At 70.6% G+C, this 17,864-nt stretch carries 18 protein-coding genes and 2 tRNA genes; 17 read left to right on the forward strand and 3 right to left on the reverse strand.

The genetic code is table 11. From position 1 onward, the window contains the following. The first annotated feature begins 91 nt into the window (after positions 1 to 91). Together ACFY3C_RS06140 and ACFY3C_RS06145 are read left to right on the forward strand one after the other, a co-directional pair. Positions 92 to 2,203 (forward strand): hypothetical protein, encoded by a 2,112-nt coding sequence (locus ACFY3C_RS06140; protein ID WP_390769879.1) that lies wholly within the window; start codon positions 92 to 94, stop codon positions 2,201 to 2,203. 310 nt (positions 2,204 to 2,513) lie between these two features. Then, complete coding sequence (locus ACFY3C_RS06145) at positions 2,514 to 3,719, forward strand: glycosyltransferase family 2 protein (RefSeq protein ID WP_386571841.1); 1,206 nt, start codon at positions 2,514 to 2,516, stop codon at positions 3,717 to 3,719. Positions 3,720 to 3,740: 21 nt separating this feature from the next. Here the strand turns inward: ACFY3C_RS06145 and ACFY3C_RS06150 are convergent, their stop codons facing one another. Next, on the reverse strand, positions 3,741 to 5,159 hold the full coding sequence (locus ACFY3C_RS06150; RefSeq protein WP_390769880.1) for a polysaccharide pyruvyl transferase family protein: 1,419 nt from the start codon (positions 5,157 to 5,159) through the stop codon (positions 3,741 to 3,743). 212 nt (positions 5,160 to 5,371) lie between these two features. Between ACFY3C_RS06150 and proB the strand changes: the two genes are divergently transcribed. From proB to ACFY3C_RS06175, 5 genes are all read left to right on the forward strand, one after another. Then, positions 5,372 to 6,478 (forward strand): glutamate 5-kinase, encoded by a 1,107-nt coding sequence (gene proB / locus ACFY3C_RS06155; RefSeq protein WP_390769938.1) that lies wholly within the window; start codon positions 5,372 to 5,374, stop codon positions 6,476 to 6,478. 122 nt (positions 6,479 to 6,600) lie between these two features. Beyond that, on the forward strand, positions 6,601 to 7,029 hold the full coding sequence (locus ACFY3C_RS06160; protein ID WP_386571843.1) for a hypothetical protein: 429 nt from the start codon (positions 6,601 to 6,603) through the stop codon (positions 7,027 to 7,029). A gap of 89 nt (positions 7,030 to 7,118) precedes the next feature. Next, positions 7,119 to 8,405, forward strand: a complete 1,287-nt coding sequence (locus ACFY3C_RS06165) for a glutamate-5-semialdehyde dehydrogenase (RefSeq protein WP_389174563.1) — start codon at positions 7,119 to 7,121, stop codon at positions 8,403 to 8,405. 85 nt (positions 8,406 to 8,490) lie between these two features. Then, positions 8,491 to 9,063: a hypothetical protein gene (locus ACFY3C_RS06170; protein ID WP_390769881.1), complete on the forward strand. Its 573-nt coding sequence runs from the start codon at positions 8,491 to 8,493 to the stop codon at positions 9,061 to 9,063. 89 nt (positions 9,064 to 9,152) lie between these two features. After that, positions 9,153 to 10,223, forward strand: a complete 1,071-nt coding sequence (locus ACFY3C_RS06175) for a hypothetical protein (RefSeq protein WP_386571847.1) — start codon at positions 9,153 to 9,155, stop codon at positions 10,221 to 10,223. A gap of 24 nt (positions 10,224 to 10,247) precedes the next feature. On the opposite strand, the gene ACFY3C_RS06180 is transcribed toward ACFY3C_RS06175, so the two are convergent. Beyond that, positions 10,248 to 11,342, reverse strand: coding sequence for a M48 family metallopeptidase (locus tag ACFY3C_RS06180; RefSeq protein WP_386571848.1), 1,095 nt, complete (start codon positions 11,340 to 11,342; stop codon positions 10,248 to 10,250). A gap of 104 nt (positions 11,343 to 11,446) precedes the next feature. On the opposite strand from ACFY3C_RS06180, the gene ACFY3C_RS06185 reads away from it, so the two are divergent. From ACFY3C_RS06185 to ACFY3C_RS06225, 9 genes are all read left to right on the forward strand, one after another. After that, the gene (locus ACFY3C_RS06185) at positions 11,447 to 11,611 is read left to right on the forward strand and encodes a hypothetical protein (protein WP_386571849.1); all 165 of its coding nucleotides are present in this window, start codon (positions 11,447 to 11,449) and stop codon (positions 11,609 to 11,611) included. Between the two features lie 143 nt (positions 11,612 to 11,754). Beyond that, positions 11,755 to 11,919 carry a hypothetical protein gene (locus ACFY3C_RS06190; RefSeq protein ID WP_386571851.1) on the forward strand — a complete coding sequence of 55 codons (165 nt, stop codon included), beginning with the start codon at positions 11,755 to 11,757 and terminating at the stop codon, positions 11,917 to 11,919. Between the two features lie 55 nt (positions 11,920 to 11,974). Continuing rightward, on the forward strand, positions 11,975 to 12,703 hold the full coding sequence (nadD, locus tag ACFY3C_RS06195) for a nicotinate-nucleotide adenylyltransferase (RefSeq protein ID WP_390769882.1): 729 nt from the start codon (positions 11,975 to 11,977) through the stop codon (positions 12,701 to 12,703). 16 nt (positions 12,704 to 12,719) lie between these two features. After that, complete coding sequence (locus ACFY3C_RS06200; protein ID WP_390769883.1) at positions 12,720 to 14,414, forward strand: LytR C-terminal domain-containing protein; 1,695 nt, start codon at positions 12,720 to 12,722, stop codon at positions 14,412 to 14,414. A gap of 124 nt (positions 14,415 to 14,538) precedes the next feature. Continuing rightward, complete coding sequence (gene rsfS, locus ACFY3C_RS06205) at positions 14,539 to 14,982, forward strand: ribosome silencing factor (protein WP_386571855.1); 444 nt, start codon at positions 14,539 to 14,541, stop codon at positions 14,980 to 14,982. Beyond that, complete coding sequence (locus tag ACFY3C_RS06210) at positions 14,982 to 15,650, forward strand: histidine phosphatase family protein (RefSeq protein ID WP_390769884.1); 669 nt, start codon at positions 14,982 to 14,984, stop codon at positions 15,648 to 15,650. Before rsfS ends, ACFY3C_RS06210 begins: the two co-directional genes overlap by 1 nt. An 82-nt stretch (positions 15,651 to 15,732) precedes the next feature. After that, positions 15,733 to 15,805: transfer RNA gene (locus tag ACFY3C_RS06215), tRNA-Ala, on the forward strand. Positions 15,806 to 16,033: 228 nt separating this feature from the next. Then, a complete protein-coding gene (locus ACFY3C_RS06220; RefSeq protein WP_386571858.1) occupies positions 16,034 to 16,207 on the forward strand; it encodes a hypothetical protein in 174 nt (57 codons plus the stop codon). Between the two features lie 3 nt (positions 16,208 to 16,210). Then, positions 16,211 to 16,444: a hypothetical protein gene (locus ACFY3C_RS06225; protein WP_386571860.1), complete on the forward strand. Its 234-nt coding sequence runs from the start codon at positions 16,211 to 16,213 to the stop codon at positions 16,442 to 16,444. Here ACFY3C_RS06225 and ACFY3C_RS06230 read toward each other — a convergent pair. Beyond that, complete coding sequence (locus ACFY3C_RS06230) at positions 16,423 to 17,646, reverse strand: glycosyltransferase 87 family protein (protein WP_390769885.1); 1,224 nt, start codon at positions 17,644 to 17,646, stop codon at positions 16,423 to 16,425. The two genes, ACFY3C_RS06225 and ACFY3C_RS06230, sit on opposite strands and share 22 nt — an antisense overlap. 139 nt (positions 17,647 to 17,785) lie before the next feature. Between ACFY3C_RS06230 and ACFY3C_RS06235 the strand changes: the two genes are divergently transcribed. Continuing rightward, positions 17,786 to 17,858, forward strand: a tRNA-Ala gene (locus tag ACFY3C_RS06235). Positions 17,859 to 17,864 lie beyond the last annotated feature (6 nt).

Here is a 17,864-nt window from a genome sequence, read left to right on the forward strand (position 1 = left end):
CATCGCCGATATCTTTACGCCGCTTGAATTACCGGCATCCCCGACATTACTGAACAAAACCGGCACTCCCCCTCCCAGAGCAGGTTTCTCTGTGATATCCACCGCTATTCGCGTCGCCCGGGTGGGCAGCGTGGCCGAGCTGGCCGCGGCGGCCCTCGTGATGCTGGGCTTCCCGGCGCTCATGCTGGCCGCGCTCGTCCCGAGCGTCTACGCCTTCGCGGCCGTGGCAGCCGTGACGTACCTGGCGGACCACTATCTGCACCGCAAGGGCAGCTACCTGATCAACCGCCTCAGCAAGGTCCGGGCCGGTCTGTCGATCCGGTTCCTGATCCGGCAGCTGCTGCTGATCCTGCTGCTGGCCCGGCTCGCGCACGCGAACGACCTGATCTTCTACGGCGCGGTCGCCTGCTTCATCGCCTTCTACGGCCTCCAGGCCCCGCACGGCGCGCTGGTCACCCTGATCCGCAACCGCCGCAAGATGCCGGTCGCCACCCGCAACGTCGACCTGAAGTCCCGCATCCGTATCCCGGACGCCCCGCCGCGCCGCCTGCTGCACCGCTCCGCGGAGAAGATGCTGCACCTCGACCTCTTCGCCGTCGTCGGCATCGTGGTCTCCGCGATCGTGGGCTCGGCCGTCGCCGGCTTCGTCGGCATCGGCCTCACCGTGGGCCTCGGCTGCCTGTACGTGCTGGTGCTGGTGCCGTACGTGCGCGGCACGAAGGTCCCGCCGAAGGCCGACGTCGTCCTCGCCGCCGTCGACGAATGGCTGGTCGGCTACAAGCCCGAGACGGTCCTGTACTTCTCCGGCTCCAAGGACTCCGCGTACCAGGTCAACATGTGGCTGGAGACGATGGAGCGACTGGAGACCCGGCCGCTGATCATCCTGCGCGAGCGCGCGATCCTGAACAACCTGGCGCCCACCACGGTCCCCGTCATCTGCGTGCCCGGAGGGGTGCACCTGATGAACCTGGACCTGTCGACCGTGCGCGTCGCCCTGTACGCGGCCAACGTCGGCAAGAACATCCACCTGCTGCGCGTGCCCACCATGAAGCACGTCTTCATCGGCCACGGCGACAGCGACAAGCTGGCCAGCGTCAACCCGTACAGCAAGGTGTACGACGAGGTCTGGACCGCCGGCCGGGCCGGCCGCGACCGCTACGCCATCGCCGACGTCGGTGTCCGCGACGACGACATCGTCGAGGTCGGCCGCCCGCAGCTGGCCCCCATCCAGAGCTGGCAGGGCGTGCCCGAGGGGCGTATCGCCACCGTTCTCTACGCCCCCACCTGGGAGGGCTGGGACGGCAACCCCGGCAACACCTCGATCGTGCTCGCCGGCGAGAACATCGTGAACGCGCTGGTGCAGGCCGACCCGCCGGTCCGCGTCCTGTACAAGCCGCACCCCTTCACCGGCACCGTCAGCAAGGAGGCGGGCGCCGCGCACCAGCGCATCACCGCCCTGGTCGAGCAGGCCGCCGCCGAGCGCGCCGCCGACTCCCGCTTCAGCGTGGACACCGCCGAGCAGACCCGGGCCAAGGCCGAGCTGGCCCGCATCGAGGCCCGCCTCGCCGAGCTGGCCGCCGCCGGCGGCGAGAAGGGCGACGAGGCCGAGGCCACCCGCGACGGCGTCGTAGACGTCCAGCAGCACGCGGAGATCGCCCGGCTGCGCACCGAGTGGAACGACGTCTACTGGCGCTCCTTCCCCTCGTACGAGCACCGCGTCATCACGGGTGCCGAGCCGCGCCTGTACGACTGCTTCAACGTCTCGGACGCGATGGTCTCCGACATCTCCTCCGTGGTCTCCGACTTCATCGCGAGCGGCAAACCGTACGCGGTGACGGACTCCGCCGAGCGGGGTGTGGAGGAGTTCAAGCGGCAGAACACCGCCGTGCGCGCGGCGACGATCCTGTCCAACAGCGCAGCCGAGCTGGGCGGCCTGCTGGACGCCGTGCGCGACCCCTCCACCGACCCACTGGCCGAGGACCGGGGCGAGCTGAAGCGGTACCTGCTGGGCCCGGACGAGCCGAAGTCCATCGACCAGTTCAACACCGCGGTCGCCGACCTGGCCCTCAAGGCCGAGGCCCGCAACGTCGGCCAGGACTCCCGGCCGGTCGCCGGGAACGCCGACACCGCCGAGCTGACCAACGCGGTACCGGGTCAGCGCGGGGCGTCCGCCGGTGAGACGGACGGCGTGACCGCGGGCTGACCCGCCCCCCTGCCACGCGGCCCCCGAGGAGCACTCCTCGGGGGCCGCTGCCGTGTCCGGCCGTCTTGCGCGGCTCTTAACCGCTGCTGAACCGCTCTTACTCCGGCTGCGTACTGTCTCGTACCGCCCGTCGTGCTCCGTGTCTGTCCGCTTCCTGCGAGGGTGGCAGTGGTGTGACATGCGCCACTGATTACCCGCTGTGAGGCAACCGCTTCCCACGGGTGCCCGTCTATCAGGTTGCGAATGAGGCGATACGGGGGAAATGTTTCGCTGACCAGCGGGAAAGCAGCAAGGGGGAAACGTGACCGTCGTGACGCAGCCTGATGTCACCGTGATCATCGGGGCGTACGAGGCGATGCCGTACCTGGTCGAGTGCCTGGCATCCGTCGAGGCACAGACCATCGACCCGGCACGCATGGAGGTCGTCGCGGTCGACGACGGCTCGACGGACGGCACCGGGGAGTACCTGGAGGAGTTCGCGGACCGCGCCCTCATGCAGGTCACCGTCATCCGCCAGGACAACTCCGGCGGCCCCAGCGGGCCGCGCAACGTCGGCCTCGGCAAGGCGGCCGGACGCTACGTCTTCTTCCTGGACGCCGACGACCGGCTCGGGCCCGAGGCCCTGGAGCGCATGGTCGCCATGGCCGACAAGAACGGCACCGACGTGGTGCTCGGCAAGGTCGAGGGCATCAACCGCACCCCGCCGAAGTCCATGTGGGGCAAGACCCTCGACCGGACCGACGTCTTCTCGTCCAACATCAAGTTCACGCTCAGCGCGCAGAAGCTGTTCCGCCGGGCGCTGCTGGAGAAGCACGGCATGCGCTTCGACGAGTCCCTGTGGACCGGCGAGGACGCGCTGTTCACCATGGAGGCCTATCTGCGGGCCGACGGCGTCTCGGTGGTCGCCGACTACCCCTGCTACTACCTGGTCGGCCGCGAGGACGGCAAGCACGTCACGAAGACCGGCAGCTACACGCTCCGCTTCGACTCCGCGCGCGCCCTGATGAAGCTGATCGCCGACATGGTCCCGGCGGGCGACAAGCGCGACACCCTGATGATCCGGCCCTTCCTCATCACCCTGCTGCCGCAGTTCGGGCCCAAGTTCCTGACGGACGACGAAGAGGTGCGCCGGCACAAGTTCGAGCTGGCCAAGCCGCTGATGGACGCCTACTGGACGCCCGGGGTGGCCCGCCGGCTCAAGGTGCACGAGCGGCTGCGGCTGCACCTCGTGGCCGTGCAGCGGCCCGAACTGCTGCTGGACGTCGTGAAGTTCGTCAAGGCGAAGAAGCAGGCCGCCGCGATCCTGGAGAAGCGCGGCACCCGCGTCTACCTCGTCTACCCGCACTTCCGGTCCAAGGCGGCCGGCATCCCCGACCACGTCTACCTCGCCGAACCCCGCGAGGCCCGGGCCTTCGAGGGCTACCGGGAGGCCGCCGCCAACTCCTTCCTGCGCCGGGCGCTCAGGAAGATCCGGCGGATGCTGCCGAGCGGAGGATTCGGAGCGGCGGCGGCCTGAGGCCCCCGCCGGCCGGGGGAGTCACTGCTTGCCGGACTGCAGCGCCCGGCGCAACGGCCGGCCCACCACGCGGCGGGCGCGCCGGTAGACGGAGGCGGTGGGCGCGGGCACGCCGTCCTGGGCCTTCCTCGCCCGCGCCAGCTCCCGGCGCAACTGGGTGTTGTCCTGCGTCAGTTCGCTGACCCGGGTGTGCAGCCAGCCGAACCGGCTGCTGAGCGAGGCGAGGTCGGTGTCGTTCCAGGGGCGCACACCCGGCGGGAACGACAGCGAGTCCATCTTCTTCTCGAAGGCCGCGCCGCCGTCGCCGTGCGTGAAGGTGTTCTGCAGCCCGTTGCGGTCCAGGAAGCCGGTGAACCGCTCGAAGCGCTCCCGGTGGTTGCCGACCAGAGCGCCGAAGTCGGCCTGCTCGTACAGCCGCGCCGGGTCGGCCGCCTCCGGGTCCTTGGCGACCTGGTCCAGCCGCTGGTGCGGGATCTCGAAGTACCGGCACAGCTCCAGCGTGCGCGAGTCGCCGCACAGCACCGTCGCGGGCGTCCCCGCGAGCAGCGCCGCGATGTTGCCGTGGATGCGCGAGCCGAAGGAGAAGTCGAAGGGGCGCAGCTCCTCGATCCAGGTGACCGGGTCGACGTAGACCCGCACCTTGTCCTCCCGGTACATCGGGTGGTCCGGGTGCGTCGGTATCGCGGTCACCGCGGCGTTCGGGTCGCTGAGGTCCCGCCAGTGCAACTGCCGTGCGTCGCTGAGGTTCTGGCCGATGAAACGCAGGTTCGGGTAGCGGTCGTGGGCGCGGGTGATGATCCGGCCGAGGCCCTGCTTCTTCACCGCGCTGTGCGAACCGTTGATCGCGATCCGCGCCTCGGCGGTCAGTGCGGGCACCCGCTTGCGTACGTCGAGTTCGCTGCCGTACAGGAACAGCGACGGGCAGCCGATGACCTCCACGTCCCGGAAGCCCATGTCCCGCAGGTACTGCTCGGTGAACTCGCCGCGCACCCCGATCGAGCTGCTGCGCTCCAGCACCGCCGCGCAGAACTCGCGCACCGTCGGCTCGATGCTCTTCAGCCGCGCCGGGTCGTAACTCACCCCGGTCTGCGCGCCGACGCCGAGGACCACGACCGGGATCCTCAGCCGGGTGATGAGCCGGGTCAGGCGCTTCAGTGCGGTCTCGAAGGACGGCCGGAAGGCGTTGGCGAGCGGCACGACGAAGGCGTCGTACTCCGCGTTGATGCGCGCGGCCGCGGCCACCTCGGTCCGTCCACCGTTCGAGACGACCTCGGTTCCCGGGACCTCGAGGATCTTGTGCGCCGCGTCCTGGAAGATCAGGTTGCCCGCGTTGGTGGCGATCACGTCCTGGTGGAGGGCTTCTTCCACGGTGAAGACGTCGTAGGGGCTCTTGCCGGAGCGGAGGAGTATGCGCCTCGATCGGCGAACGTTAGGTGACACGAAGGTCAAATTATGTTTGTCAGGGATTTAATTTCTATAGGCAACCAGTGCAACCTTTTTACCGTACGCAAACGGTGAGCAAGCGGTTACCCACCGCCTGTCCGGAGGCTGGACCGGTGCGCGGCGCACGGCCCCCTTCGCGTAGATTGCCGCACAGGCAGCCGGAACCGGGCGAGGGGACAGCAGGCAAGGTGGCAAGGGCAAGGCAGGCCGTGGGCGAGGCCCGCAGGATCGTCGTCAAGGTGGGCTCCTCGTCGCTGACCACCGCCGCGGGCGGCCTGGACGCCGACCGCGTCGACGCGCTGGTCGACGTCCTCGCCAAGGTCCGCAGCGGGGGAGAGAAGGAGATCGTGCTGGTCTCCTCGGGCGCCATCGCCGCGGGCCTCGCACCACTGGGCCTGCGCCGCCGCCCCAAGGACCTGGCCCGCCAGCAGGCCGCCGCCAGCGTCGGCCAGGGACTGCTCGTCGCCCGCTACACCGCCTCCTTCGCCCGCTACGGCGTGCGCGTCGGACAGGTCCTGCTCACCAGCGACGACATGAGCCGCCGCGCCCACCACCGCAATGCCTCCCGCACCCTGGACAAGTTGCTGGCCATGGGCGCCTTCCCCATCGTCAACGAGAACGACACCGTTGCCACGGACGAGATCCGCTTCGGCGACAACGACCGCCTCGCCGCCCTCGTCGCCCACCTCGTCCACGCCGACCTGCTGGTGCTCCTCTCCGACATCGACGGCGTCTACGACGGCGACCCCGGCAAGCCGGGCACCTCGCGGATAGCGGAGGTGCGCGGGCCCGCCGATCTCGAGGGCATCGAGATCGGCAGCGCGGGCAAGGCCGGCGTCGGCACCGGCGGCATGGTCACCAAGGTCGAGGCCGCCCGGATCGCCGCCGCCGCGGGCATCCCGGTGGTGCTCACCAGCGCCGTCCACGCCGCGGAGGCGCTGGGCGGCGGCGACACCGGCACCTTCTTCCACCCCACTGGCAAGCACTCCGGCGGCCGCCTGCTGTGGCTCCAGCACGCCTCCGCCCCGCAGGGCTCGCTCACCCTGGACGACGGTGCCGTCCGCGCGGTCGTGGAGCGGCGCAAGTCGCTGCTGCCCGCCGGAATCGCCGCCGTGGAGGGCGAGTTCAGCGCCGGCGATCCCGTCGAGCTGCGCGACGGCACCGGCCGCGCGGTGGCCCGCGGGCTCGTCAACTTCGACGCCAAGGAAATCCCCCAGCTGATCGGGCGTTCGACCCGGGAGCTGGCGCGCGAGCTGGGGCCGGCGTACGAACGCGAGGTCGTACACAGGGACGATCTGGTGCTCCTGCACCCGTAAAAACGGGCCGTAACGACGGCCCCCGGTGGGGGACGTTCCGTAAAACCGCCCCGCGGAGCCTTGGGGCCTGCTCAACTTTGTCTCAGGAACACGTTCCCGAGCGCTGCGTGAAGGAGGCCGTCGTGAGACGAGTGCGCCCTGGGGCGGCGGCGTCCCGCGGTGCTCTGACGAGCGTCGCGGCCGGGGGCACCTACGAGGAGCCCAGGGACCTGCCCCGCCTGTGGCACGTCACCCTCAGCGTCTCCGGGCAGGAGGTCCCCCTCAAGGATCTGCGGCGCGCCCTGGAACAGTTGGCCCATGACCACCCCTTCCTGCTGACCAGCAGATACGCGAACGACCACGCGGAGATCCGCTACTGGGAAGAGGCCCGCGACCTGCACGACGCCGCCGCCGTGGCCCTGCGCCTGTGGGGCGAGCACCGCCAGACCGCCGGACTCCCGGCCTGGGAGATCGTCGGCCTTGAGGTCATCGACCGGGAGACCTACCACCAGCGCATCGCCGAGGGCTACGGCCCGCCGCCCGCGACCCCGGTAGGGATTCATCCCTTCTGAGGTCGTACGGGTGCCTTCGCCCCCTTGATCCCGTCTCGGGGTGTGGAACGAGCGATGGACGGCCCCGTCCGGCGCACTACCCTTCCCTCATGACCACGCTCTCGCCGTACGACTCCATGTCCCCGGTCACCCAGGCCGCCTACCGGGCCAAGGCCGCCGCCGCCGACCTCGCGCCGCTCCCGCGCGCCGTGAAGGACGACGCGCTGCTCGCCATCGCCGACGCCCTGGAGGTCCGGACCGGCGAGATCGTCGAGGCCAACGCCAAGGACGTGGCCAAGGCCCGGGAGAACGGCACCAGCGAGGCCATCGTCGACCGGCTCACCCTCACCCCCGAGCGGGTCCGCGCCATCGCCTCCGACGTCCGCGACGTCGCGAAGCTGCCCGACCCGGTCGGCGAGGTCGTCCGCGGCTCCACCCTCCCCAACGGCATCGACCTGCGCCAGGTCCGCGTCCCGCTGGGCGTGGTCGGCATCATCTACGAGGCCCGCCCGAACGTCACCGTCGACGCCGCCGCCCTCTGCCTGAAGTCCGGCAACGCCGTCCTGCTGCGCGGCTCGGCCTCCGCCTACGAGTCCAACAGCGCCCTCGTCCGGGTGATCCGGGACGCCGTCGGCGGCGCCGGGCTGCCCGCCGACGCCGTCCAGCTGGTGCCCGGTGAGAGCCGCGACTCGGTGCGCGAGCTGATGCGCGCCCGGGGCCTCGTCGACGTGCTCATCCCGCGCGGCGGCGCCTCGCTGATCCAGACCGTGGTCAACGAGTCCACCGTCCCTGTCATCGAGACCGGGACCGGCAACTGCCACGTCTACGTCGACGCCCGGGCCGACATCGACATGGCGATCGAGATCCTCATCAACTCCAAGGCCCAGCGGGTCAGCGTCTGCAACGCCGCCGAGACCCTCCTGGTCCACCAGGACATCGCCCCCGAGTTCCTGCCGCGCGCCCTCGACGCCCTCGCCGAGGCCGGCGTCACCGTCCACGCCGACGAGCGCGTCATGGCCTACGCCAAGGACTCCAAGGCCACCGTGGTCGAGGCCACCCCGGAGGACTGGGAGACCGAGTACCTCTCGTACGACATCGCCGCCGCCGTCGTCGACTCGCTGGACAAGGCCGTCGAGCACATCCGGCTGTGGACCTCCGGCCACACCGAGGCGATCGTCACCACCTCCCAGCAGGCCGCCCGCCGCTTCACCCAGCTGGTCGACTCCACCACCGTCGCCGTGAACACCTCCACCCGGTTCACCGACGGCGGTCAGTTCGGCTTCGGTGCCGAGATCGGCATCTCCACCCAGAAGCTGCACGCCCGCGGCCCGATGGGCCTGCCGGAGCTGACCAGCACGAAGTACATCGTCACCGGCGACGGTCACGTGCGCCGCTGACGGCCCTGGCGAAAAGGCGTCTCAGCAGGCGGATGAATTTCCATACCGTCTGCCCAAATTGACCCCCCAGGTCTACTCTGGATCCGTGCCGGAGGACGTGGGGGGCACGCCGTTCCCTGACGGCTGGGAGCCCGACGACGACCACGACCACGGGGTGTCGGACGAAGAGTTCGCCTCCGTGGTCTTCGACGAGGCCTTCGTGCAGGCGGCCGTGGTGCACGAGCCGACCGCCGTGGAACGCCTCCTGGCCGCCGCGCAGGCAAGAGCCGAGGCCTCCGAGGCAGAAGCCCGCCGCGCCCACGCCAGAGGCGAGCGCTACGACGACGCGTACGGCCCCGAGGGGACCGATTTCGGTCATGATCGGGACGACGAAGAACTGGACGACACCTACGTCCTCGGCGACGGCCGCGGCTTCTTCGGGACCCACGGCAAGCAGGTCCGCTGGCACCGCCCCGTCGCCTGGGTGCTCGCCCTCGTGATGGGCATCGGCATGGTCGCGCTGGCCTTCGCCGCCGTCTACCGGGGCGCCTCCTCGAACACCCGCGACCGGGTGCCGTCCCCCGCCGCGACCGGCCTGGAACAGGGCGCGGCATCGCCCCCCTCGGCCTCCGCCGACTCCAACCCGCCGGCCGTCTCGGCCTTCCCGCGGACCCCCTGAACGCCCGTACCGGCACCTGTTGAGAACCTGTCAGAAGTTGTCGCGTAGCGGGGCGTTTACCCGAGGCTCACGAGACCTACTCTGAAAGTATGGGCGGGCCTGGAGACCCACCTGAGGGGACACCCGAGGGCGGCCCCGGAGGTGGAGAGGACGAGTACCGATCCGTCGTGTTCGACGAGTCGTTCGTCCGTGCTGCCCGCCTCCAGGAGTACTCGGCACAGGAGCGCATGGGCGACCACGCGCCCGCCGTGCGCCGCCGCCCGCACCTGCGCCGGGGACTGACCCGGCAGCTCCTGATCCTCGTCCTGCTGCTCGCCGTCGCCTTCGGCACCGCGATCTACATGGGCGTCCGTCACCCGTACAGCTCACCGCAGGCCCGGCGCTCCGCCGAGGCCCTGCGGATGACCGTCATCCCGCTCGCACCCCAGGGCAAGGTGCCCGGTGGTGCCGACGCCGAGCTGCTCTACGCGCACAGTCCCGCCCGCCAGTTCGAGGTCGGCGCCGCCGGGATCCCGCTGCCGGCCACCCGTAGCACCCCGCACTTCTCCGACAGCCAGGTCACGGCCGCCCTGAGCATCGCCAGGACCTACCTGGTCCGCTCCTCCCTCGACCCCGACGTGCTCACCGGCCGCCAGTTCCGCCCGGCCCGGGCCCTCCTCGACTCCGAGCAGCTCGACCAGTTCGACCAGAGCTTCGACCACCCCGCGGCGGACGGCCGTCACGCCCCCACCGGCTGGCTGGTCCGCCTCGACCCCTCCCGCGCGCAACTGGCCGACGACCGGATCCGCGTCCAGGGCACCCTGCAGGCCGACGAGACCGACGCGGCCACGCTGGAGGTCAGCGCCGACACGATCTTCGTCTACGCCCTGCGCCGGACCGGCGCCGCCGCCGACGCGCCCGTGTCGCTGTTCACGGTCCGCCGTGAGATGACCTTCCACTTCGACAGTGACGCACTGCGCGTGGGCCAGCTCCAGCTGGTCACCTCCTACGCCCAGGCCGGCCCCATGTCCTGCGCGGAGGACGCGACCTCCTACCTCCACCCCCTGCTGGCCGGGGAGACCGCGAGGACGGGCGGGCCGGCGGGGACCGACCCCTATGCGACGGACAGTGCCACCGCGCTGTGCGGGACGCTGGCCGCAGGGGCTCAGCCGACGGGGTGAGGGTGTGTTGTCAGGGAGTTGCGGTCACTCCTCGTCCTGCGGCGGGGTGTCGGTCGGCGCGTCCTTCGGCGGAGCCGGGCTCTTGAAGCCGTCGAAGCCCCGGCGGACTCGGCCGCCCAGGCCCGCCGTGCCGCCCGCCAGGTCCGTGACCAGCTTCATCAGCGGGTCCTTGGAGGTCTTCACGTCGTCCGCGTAACTCGCGGCGGACTCGCGGAAGGAGTCGCTGACCGAGGTGTCCTTGTCCTCGGCGCGCCGCGGGTAGTGGCCGTCCATGATCCGCTGGTAGTCCCGGGACTCGGACCACTTCTTCAGCTCGGCCGCCCGGATGGCGGCGAAGGGGTGCGAGCGGGGGAGCACATTGAGGATCTTCAGCACGGAGTCGCGCAGATCGCCGCCCGCCTCGTACTCCTCGGCCTGCTCCAGGAACGCGTCCACGTTCATCTCGTGCAGGTGGTTGCCGCCCGCGATCTTCATCAGGCCGCGCATCGAGGCCTTCGGGTCCTGCCCCACCAGCAGCCCGGCCCGGTCCGAGGACAGCTCCGACTTGCGGAACCACTCCCGCAGCGCCGTCACGAGCGCCATGATCGCGAAGTTGCCCAGGGGTATCCAGGCGACCTTCAGCGCCAGGGTGGTGAGGAACAGCAGGATCGTGCGGTACACCGCGTGCCCGGACAGGGCGTGGCCCACCTCGTGCCCGACGACCGCCCGCATCTCCTCCTCGTCGAGCAGCTCGACCAGCCCCGTGGTGACCACGATGATCGGCTCGTCCAGGCCGATGCACATCGCGTTCGGCTGCGGGTCCTGGTTGACGTACATCGGCGGGACCTTCTCCAGGTCCAGGATGTAACAGGCGTCCAGCAGCATGTCGTGCAGATGCTTGAACTGCCGCTCGGAGACGCGCACCGAGTCGGACAGGAACAGCAGCCGCAGGCTCCGCTCCGGAAGCAGCCCGCTGAGCGCCTTGAACACCGTGTCGAAACCGCTCAGCTTGCGCAGCGCCACCAGGGCCGACCGGTCGGCCGGGTGCTCGTACGCGCGCGAGGAGATCCCGGGGAAGCGCCTGCGCTGCCTGCTCGGCACGCGCTCGTGCCCCGTCTGCTCGCGGCCGTCGTCGGACATGTCATCCCCCATGTGCGTATGAGTGCCTCACTGTGCCCCCGAGGCAGGAGCCAGCCTAGGCGGAGATACCGTGGACGGGCAGTACAGCCGAAGGAGTCCACGTCATGGAGCACCACCCCGCAGCCGCCTGGCTGACCGAGGCCGCCGGCAGTGCCGTCCAGCAGCATGGGTCGGGGAATCTGCTCCGGGTCGTCCTGATCGTGATGGTCTTCGGCTGCGCACTGACCGCGTGGTTCCTGCTGCGCGGCTACAAGCGGAAGGACGACTGACCGCCCGCGAAAGTTCCCTCGCCTACGGCCGAACCGCGTCCGCGCCCGCACCAACGGCGGAGTCGGGGTGATCGCCGCCGGGCCGCCCGCTTACGATGAGCCGACGTCTTTATCCCGCCCACACGCGATAGGTCCTGCCGAAGATGAGCTTCCACAGCACCGCAGCCCAGTTGGTCACCCTCGCCGCCGGGGGCGAGGAGCACGGCGGCAACCACGACAGCCTGAACCCCGCCGTCACCGGCGGCAGCGCCCTCGTCATCCTGCTTCTGCTCCTGTGGATCACCACCCGCTTCAACCGGGACCGCTGACCCGGGACCCGTCCCCCGCCGGGGCCCTCAGGTGGGGCCGGTAGGGTCTGCACGCATGGGAGAGCAGGACATGCCTACCGGCCCGGCGCACGAGACGGCCGCACCCGCGGCCGCCGACGCCATCCAGCACGCCGAAACGGCGGCAGGCACGGTGAAGACCCCGGCCCACGGCCCGGGCAGCGGCCCCGCCCACTCGGGCAAGCGCCGCCTCGGCGTCATGGGCGGAACGTTCGACCCGATCCACCACGGACACCTGGTGGCGGCCAGCGAGGTCGCGGCGCAGTTCCAGCTGGACGAGGTGGTGTTCGTACCCACCGGCCAGCCGTGGCAGAAGACCCACCGCAAGGTCTCCCCGGCCGAGGACCGCTACCTGATGACGGTCATCGCGACCGCCGAGAACCCGCAGTTCTCCGTCAGCCGCATCGACATCGACCGCGGCGGCCCCACCTACACCGTGGACACCCTGCGCGACCTGCGGGCCCTCAACCCCGCCACGGACCTCTTCTTCATCACCGGCGCCGACGCCCTCGCCCAGCTGCTGACCTGGCGCGACTCGGAGGAACTGTTCTCCCTGGCGCACTTCATCGGCGTCACCCGGCCCGGCCACCACCTGACCGACCCCGGCCTGCCGGAGGGCGGTGTCACACTCGTCGAGGTACCCGCGCTCGCCATCTCCTCGACGGACTGCCGTGCGCGAGTCGCCAAGGGCGAGCCCATCTGGTACATGGTGCCGGACGGAGTCGTGCGCTACATCGACAAGCGCGAGCTGTACCGCGGCGAGTGAGCCGAGAGGGGCACCGGTGAACGACCGATACGACGCGGGGTACGGAGACGGCCAGTACGAACTCGTCGGCTACGACGAGTACGGCCGGCCGGTGTACCAGCAGGTCCCGGCACAGCCGTCTCCGCAACAGCCCTACGACCCGTACGCCCAGCAGGGCTACGGCTACGACCCGTACGCCACCGGGCAGCAGCCGGCCCAGCCCTACGGCACCGGCAACCAGCGCCCCGCCCCGTCCTACGACGCGTACGACACCGGCCGCCAGACGCCGGCCCAGCCCGGCTCCTCCTACGACACCTACGGCGGCGGCAGGGGCGCTTCGAACGCGTACGACCCGTACGGGCAGACCGCGACCAGCGGGCAGCACCCGCGCGTCGCCGAGCAGACCGCCTACATCCCGCAGCAGGCCGGCCCGGCCGGCGAGCCGGAGCCCCAGGCCGAACGCGAGTACCACACCGGGCAGTTCGCCTTCGTCGAGGAGCCGAGCGACGACTCCGAAGACGTCATCGACTGGCTGAAGTTCACCGAGAACCGCACCGAGCGCCGCGAGGAGGCCCGCCGCCGCGCCCGCAGCCGGATCGTCGCCCTGTTCGTCGTCCTCGCCCTCGTCGCCGTCGGCGGTGTCGGCTACCTCTGGTACGCCGGAAAGCTGCCCGGCCTGTCCTCCTCCGGCTCCAAGTCGGGCGCGGCGACGCCGGCGGCCGCCCAGAAACGTGACGTGATCGTCGTCCACCTGCACAACACCGGCAAGGGCGGTACCTCCACGGCGCTGCTGGTCGACAACACCACCACCGAGCAGGGCACGACCGTCCTGCTGCCCAACTCCCTCGCGCTCAGCGGCGACGACGGCAGCACCACGACCCTCGCCAAGTCGGTCGACGACGACGGCGCCTCCGGCACCCGCGACCAGCTCGACACCGTCCTCGGCACCAACATCCAGGGCACCTGGCGCCTGGACACCCCGTACCTGCAGAACCTCGTCGACCTGGTCGGCAACATCGACATCGACACCGACACCGACGTACCCGACCCGGACGCCAAGAAGAAGGGCACCGCGCCGCTGGTCCACAAGGGCAAGGCCCAGACCCTCAGCGGCAAGGCGGCCGTCGCCTACGCCACCTACCGCGCCTCCGGCGAGGCCCAGAACGCCCAGCTGGAGCGGTTCGGACAGGTCATGCAGGGCGTGCTGCGCAAGATCTCCTCGGATGCGCAGGGCGCCACGGTCACCGTGCAGACCCTCGCGCAGATCCTCGACCCGCCGCTGACCGACAAGGACCTCGGCGCCTTCCTGGCCAAGCTCGCCGACCTCGCCAAGGGCGGCGACTACAAGACGGCCCTGCTGCCCGTGCAGTCCGACGGCACGCTGAGCGCCCGGACCAGCGACAGTGTGGTGAAGAACATCCTCGGCGGCACCGCCAAGAGCCCCGACGCCGGCTCCGCGGTCCGGGTCTCCGTCCAGAACGCCACCGGTGTGAAGGACAACACCGAGAAGGCCCGCGTGGTCCTCCTCAACGGCGGCTTCACCTTCCTGGAGGGCGGCACCGCCTCCGCCGCCCGGACCACCTCGCAGGTGCTCTACGCCGACGCCGCCGACAAGGCGAACGCCGCCGAGGTCGCCAAGACCCTGGGCCTGCCCGCCGGCTCCGTGACCAAGGGCACCGTCTCCTCCGGCGCCGACGTCTCGGTCGTCCTGGGCAGCAACTACCGGCCCTGACCACCGGCCCGCCTCCTCCTGACAGCGGCAGGGGCACCCCATGTGATCCGTTAATCACATGGGGTGCGCCCGGCGGTCCGTGAGACCCTTGGTGTCAAGTGACCCCTTGACGGAAAGCCATGTAGTGACCGCCACTGATCGTTCCCTTGAGCTCATCAACACCGCCGCCCAGGCGGCGGCCGACAAGCTCGCCCACGACGTCATCGCCTACGACGTCAGCGACGTGCTGTCGATCACGGACGCCTTCCTGCTGGCCTCCGCGCCGAACGACCGCCAGGTCAGGGCGATCGTCGACGAGATCGAGGAGCGCCTGCAGAAGGAACTCGGCGCCAAGCCGGTACGCCGCGAGGGCGACCGCGAGTCCCGCTGGATCCTGCTCGACTACGTCGACATCGTCGTCCACGTCCAGCACAGCGAGGAGCGCGTCTTCTACGCCCTGGAGCGGCTGTGGAAGGACTGCCCCGAGCTCGAGCTGCCCGCCGACGCCAAGGCCACCCGCGGCAAGGCCGAGGAGCACGCCAAGCTGCAGGCCGCCGAGGTCGCCGACGAGCCGGGCGGGGAGTGGTGATGACCACCACCGGCGAGGTGAGCGACCGCAAGGACCAGGGCCGCCGCATCATCCTGTGGCGGCACGGCCAGACCTCGTGGAACGTGGAGCGCCGCTTCCAGGGCACCACGGACGTCGAGCTGACCGAGACCGGCCTCGGCCAGGCCCGCCGGGCCGCCCGGCTGCTCGCCTCCCTGGGCCCCGACGCGATCGTCTCCTCGGACCTGCAGCGGGCCGCGAAGACGGCCGCCGAGCTGGCCACCCTCACCGGCCTCGACATCGTCCGCGAGGAAGGCCTGCGAGAGACCTACGCGGGCGTCTGGCAGGGCCTGACGCACGAGGAGATCATCACCCGGTACGGCGAGCAGTACGCCGCCTGGAAGCGCGGCGAGGCGGTCCGCCGCGGCGGTGGCGAACTGGAGACCGAGGTCGCCGACCGCGCCGCCCCCGTCGTGCTGCGGCACGCCGAGAAGCTGCCCGAGGACGGCACCCTGGTGGTGGTCAGCCACGGCGGCACGATCCGCACCACCATCGGCCGGCTCCTCGGCCTGGAGGCCCAGTACTGGGAGAGCCTCGGCGGCCTCTCCAACTGCTGCTGGTCCGTGCTCGGCGAAGGCGCCCGCGGCTGGCGGCTGCTGGAGCACAACGCGGGCACCCTCCCGGAGCCCGTCCTCGGCGACGACGACTGACCCCTGACCCCGGATTTCACTTTCCGGCAGGTCACAGGCTAGAGTTCTTCTTGTTCGCCCCCGCCGAGCGGGAAGAACACCAGGGGCTATAGCTCAGTTGGTAGAGCGCCTGCATGGCATGCAGGAGGTCAGGAGTTCAATTCTCCTTAGCTCCACAGTGACGAAGATCCCGTCCCCTCAAGGGGCGGGATCTTCTGCTACTTCCTGGCAGATGACCACCTCAGGCTTGAGTCACTCGTGGGCCTGCGCTCGTATACCTCCGTGGAGGCGCCCGCGCCGAGAGCCGTGTCCGGACTGGTACTGAGGCGTCGCTGACCGTATTGGTCCGGCCGTGGCAGAATCAAACGGCCGGAAGGGGACGCGGCCCGACGGGAGGAGTAGCGATGCCTGCGAGCATCCTTGAGGAGGGCGGCCACCTCCTCGGTGCGGCGTTGATACGGGACACGGCAACCCGGCTCAGCTGCCCTTCCTGCGGTTCCGCGCGTGTCGCCCAGGTTCTCGGGGACAACGGCGGAATCTCCTACGTGTGCACGGCCTGCGGCCACAGCTGGAGCTGATCGATGGGTGCACACAGGCGAAGGTGCGACTGGTGCGGCAGCGGTACGCCGATCGTCCGGGACATGGAACCGATCAACCCCGACTACCAGTACTGGTGCGAGGAATGCGCGCGGGCGCTGATCATAAAAGGCGACCCGATCGAGACCTACCGCGAGCTGGAGGGCGAGCCGATCTACGGCCGGCTGCTCGAGGAGCACTGCACGCTCAAGAGGTTCTACTCCTTCGTGACCGCCTGACGCGCCGCTGACCGCGGCCGCGGGCTCGGCAACGATGTCCGGGCCAGCACGAGGAACAGTGCGACGGACCCTCCGTAGAGGGCCGACAGCGTCAACTGGATGGCCGTCTGATGCAGTTCGGGCCGTCCCGGGCCGTGCGGCACCCACCACGGGGCGTACGAGCAGAAGACCAGCGCCGTGCCCAGGGCGGCCGCCCGGTGTCCGCGCGTCCACAGCAGCAGCACCACGGGCACGCACCACACCCAGTGGTGCGTCCACGACACCGGACTGATCAGCAGCGCCGTGACCGCGCAGGCGCACACCGCCCAGGGCCGCATCCCCCGCAACTCCGCCGTCACCGCCGTCGCGAGCCCCAGGACGGCCGCCACGGCCGCGGCGGCGACCCAGAGGGCTCCCGGGTCGGGTGTGTGCAGCAGACGGGCCAGAACGCCGCGCAGGGCCTGGTTCGCGGTGTCCTCGACGTGCCCGGCCCGGTCCGCGCGGAACACCATGTCCGTCCAGAACCGCCACGAGTCGTACGGCAGCGCGGCCGCCGCGAGCAGCGTCGCCCCGGCGAACGCGGCGGCGGCCCCGCGCGCGTGCCGCAGCCAGGGCCTGCCCTCCCCGCCCCCGAGCCGGGCCACGACACCCGTGGCGAGCAGGAACGCCGGGAACAGCGCGGGGGTCAGCTTGACCGCTGCGGCGAGCCCGAGCCCCGCCCCGGCCAGACGGCCGTACCCGCCGGTGGGGCGACGGGTCAGATCCCACAGCACCAGGGCGGCCAGCAGCAGGTTGACCTGGCCGTAGCGCAGCGTCGTCCACACCGGCTCGCACCAGACGGCCACCGCCGCGACCCAGCAGACGCTCTCCGCGCGCGCGTGGCCGACGAGTTTCAGCGACAGCCGTACGAACACCACGAGCAGGGCGAGATTCCCCGCCGTCGCCAACACCCGCAGCGTCAGGGGGTCCGGCAGGGTCAGCGCGGTGAACAGCAGGGCCGCGAACGGCGGGTAGGTGGAGGGCAGGTGCGCGGCGGTCGCCCGCAGCGCGTACAGATCGCCTCCCGCGCGGACGGCGGCCCCCTCGGCCCGGTACACCATCAGGTCGATCATCGTCACGTGCGCGGCTCGCTGTGCCAGCCAGAACGCCGTGAACGACACCAGGCACGCACCCACGGCCACCGGCACCCGGCGCCGGGCTCCAGCGAACGCGATCAGGGTCACGAAAGCAGACATTAGCCCCCGTACAAGGGCAGAGCGGAAACCGATTTGGTGCTGCACCCCAGGGACCGTGTAATGTTGGCGTCGCCGCCGGGGAAACCGGGCGACACGGAAAACATGCGGCTCCGCCGCGTGGCCGCAAGGGGCTATAGCTCAGTTGGTAGAGCGCCTGCATGGCATGCAGGAGGTCAGGAGTTCAATTCTCCTTAGCTCCACAGAAG

Source organism: Streptomyces sp. NPDC001410, assembly GCF_042895235.1.
Lineage (GTDB): Bacteria > Actinomycetota > Actinomycetes > Streptomycetales > Streptomycetaceae > Streptomyces.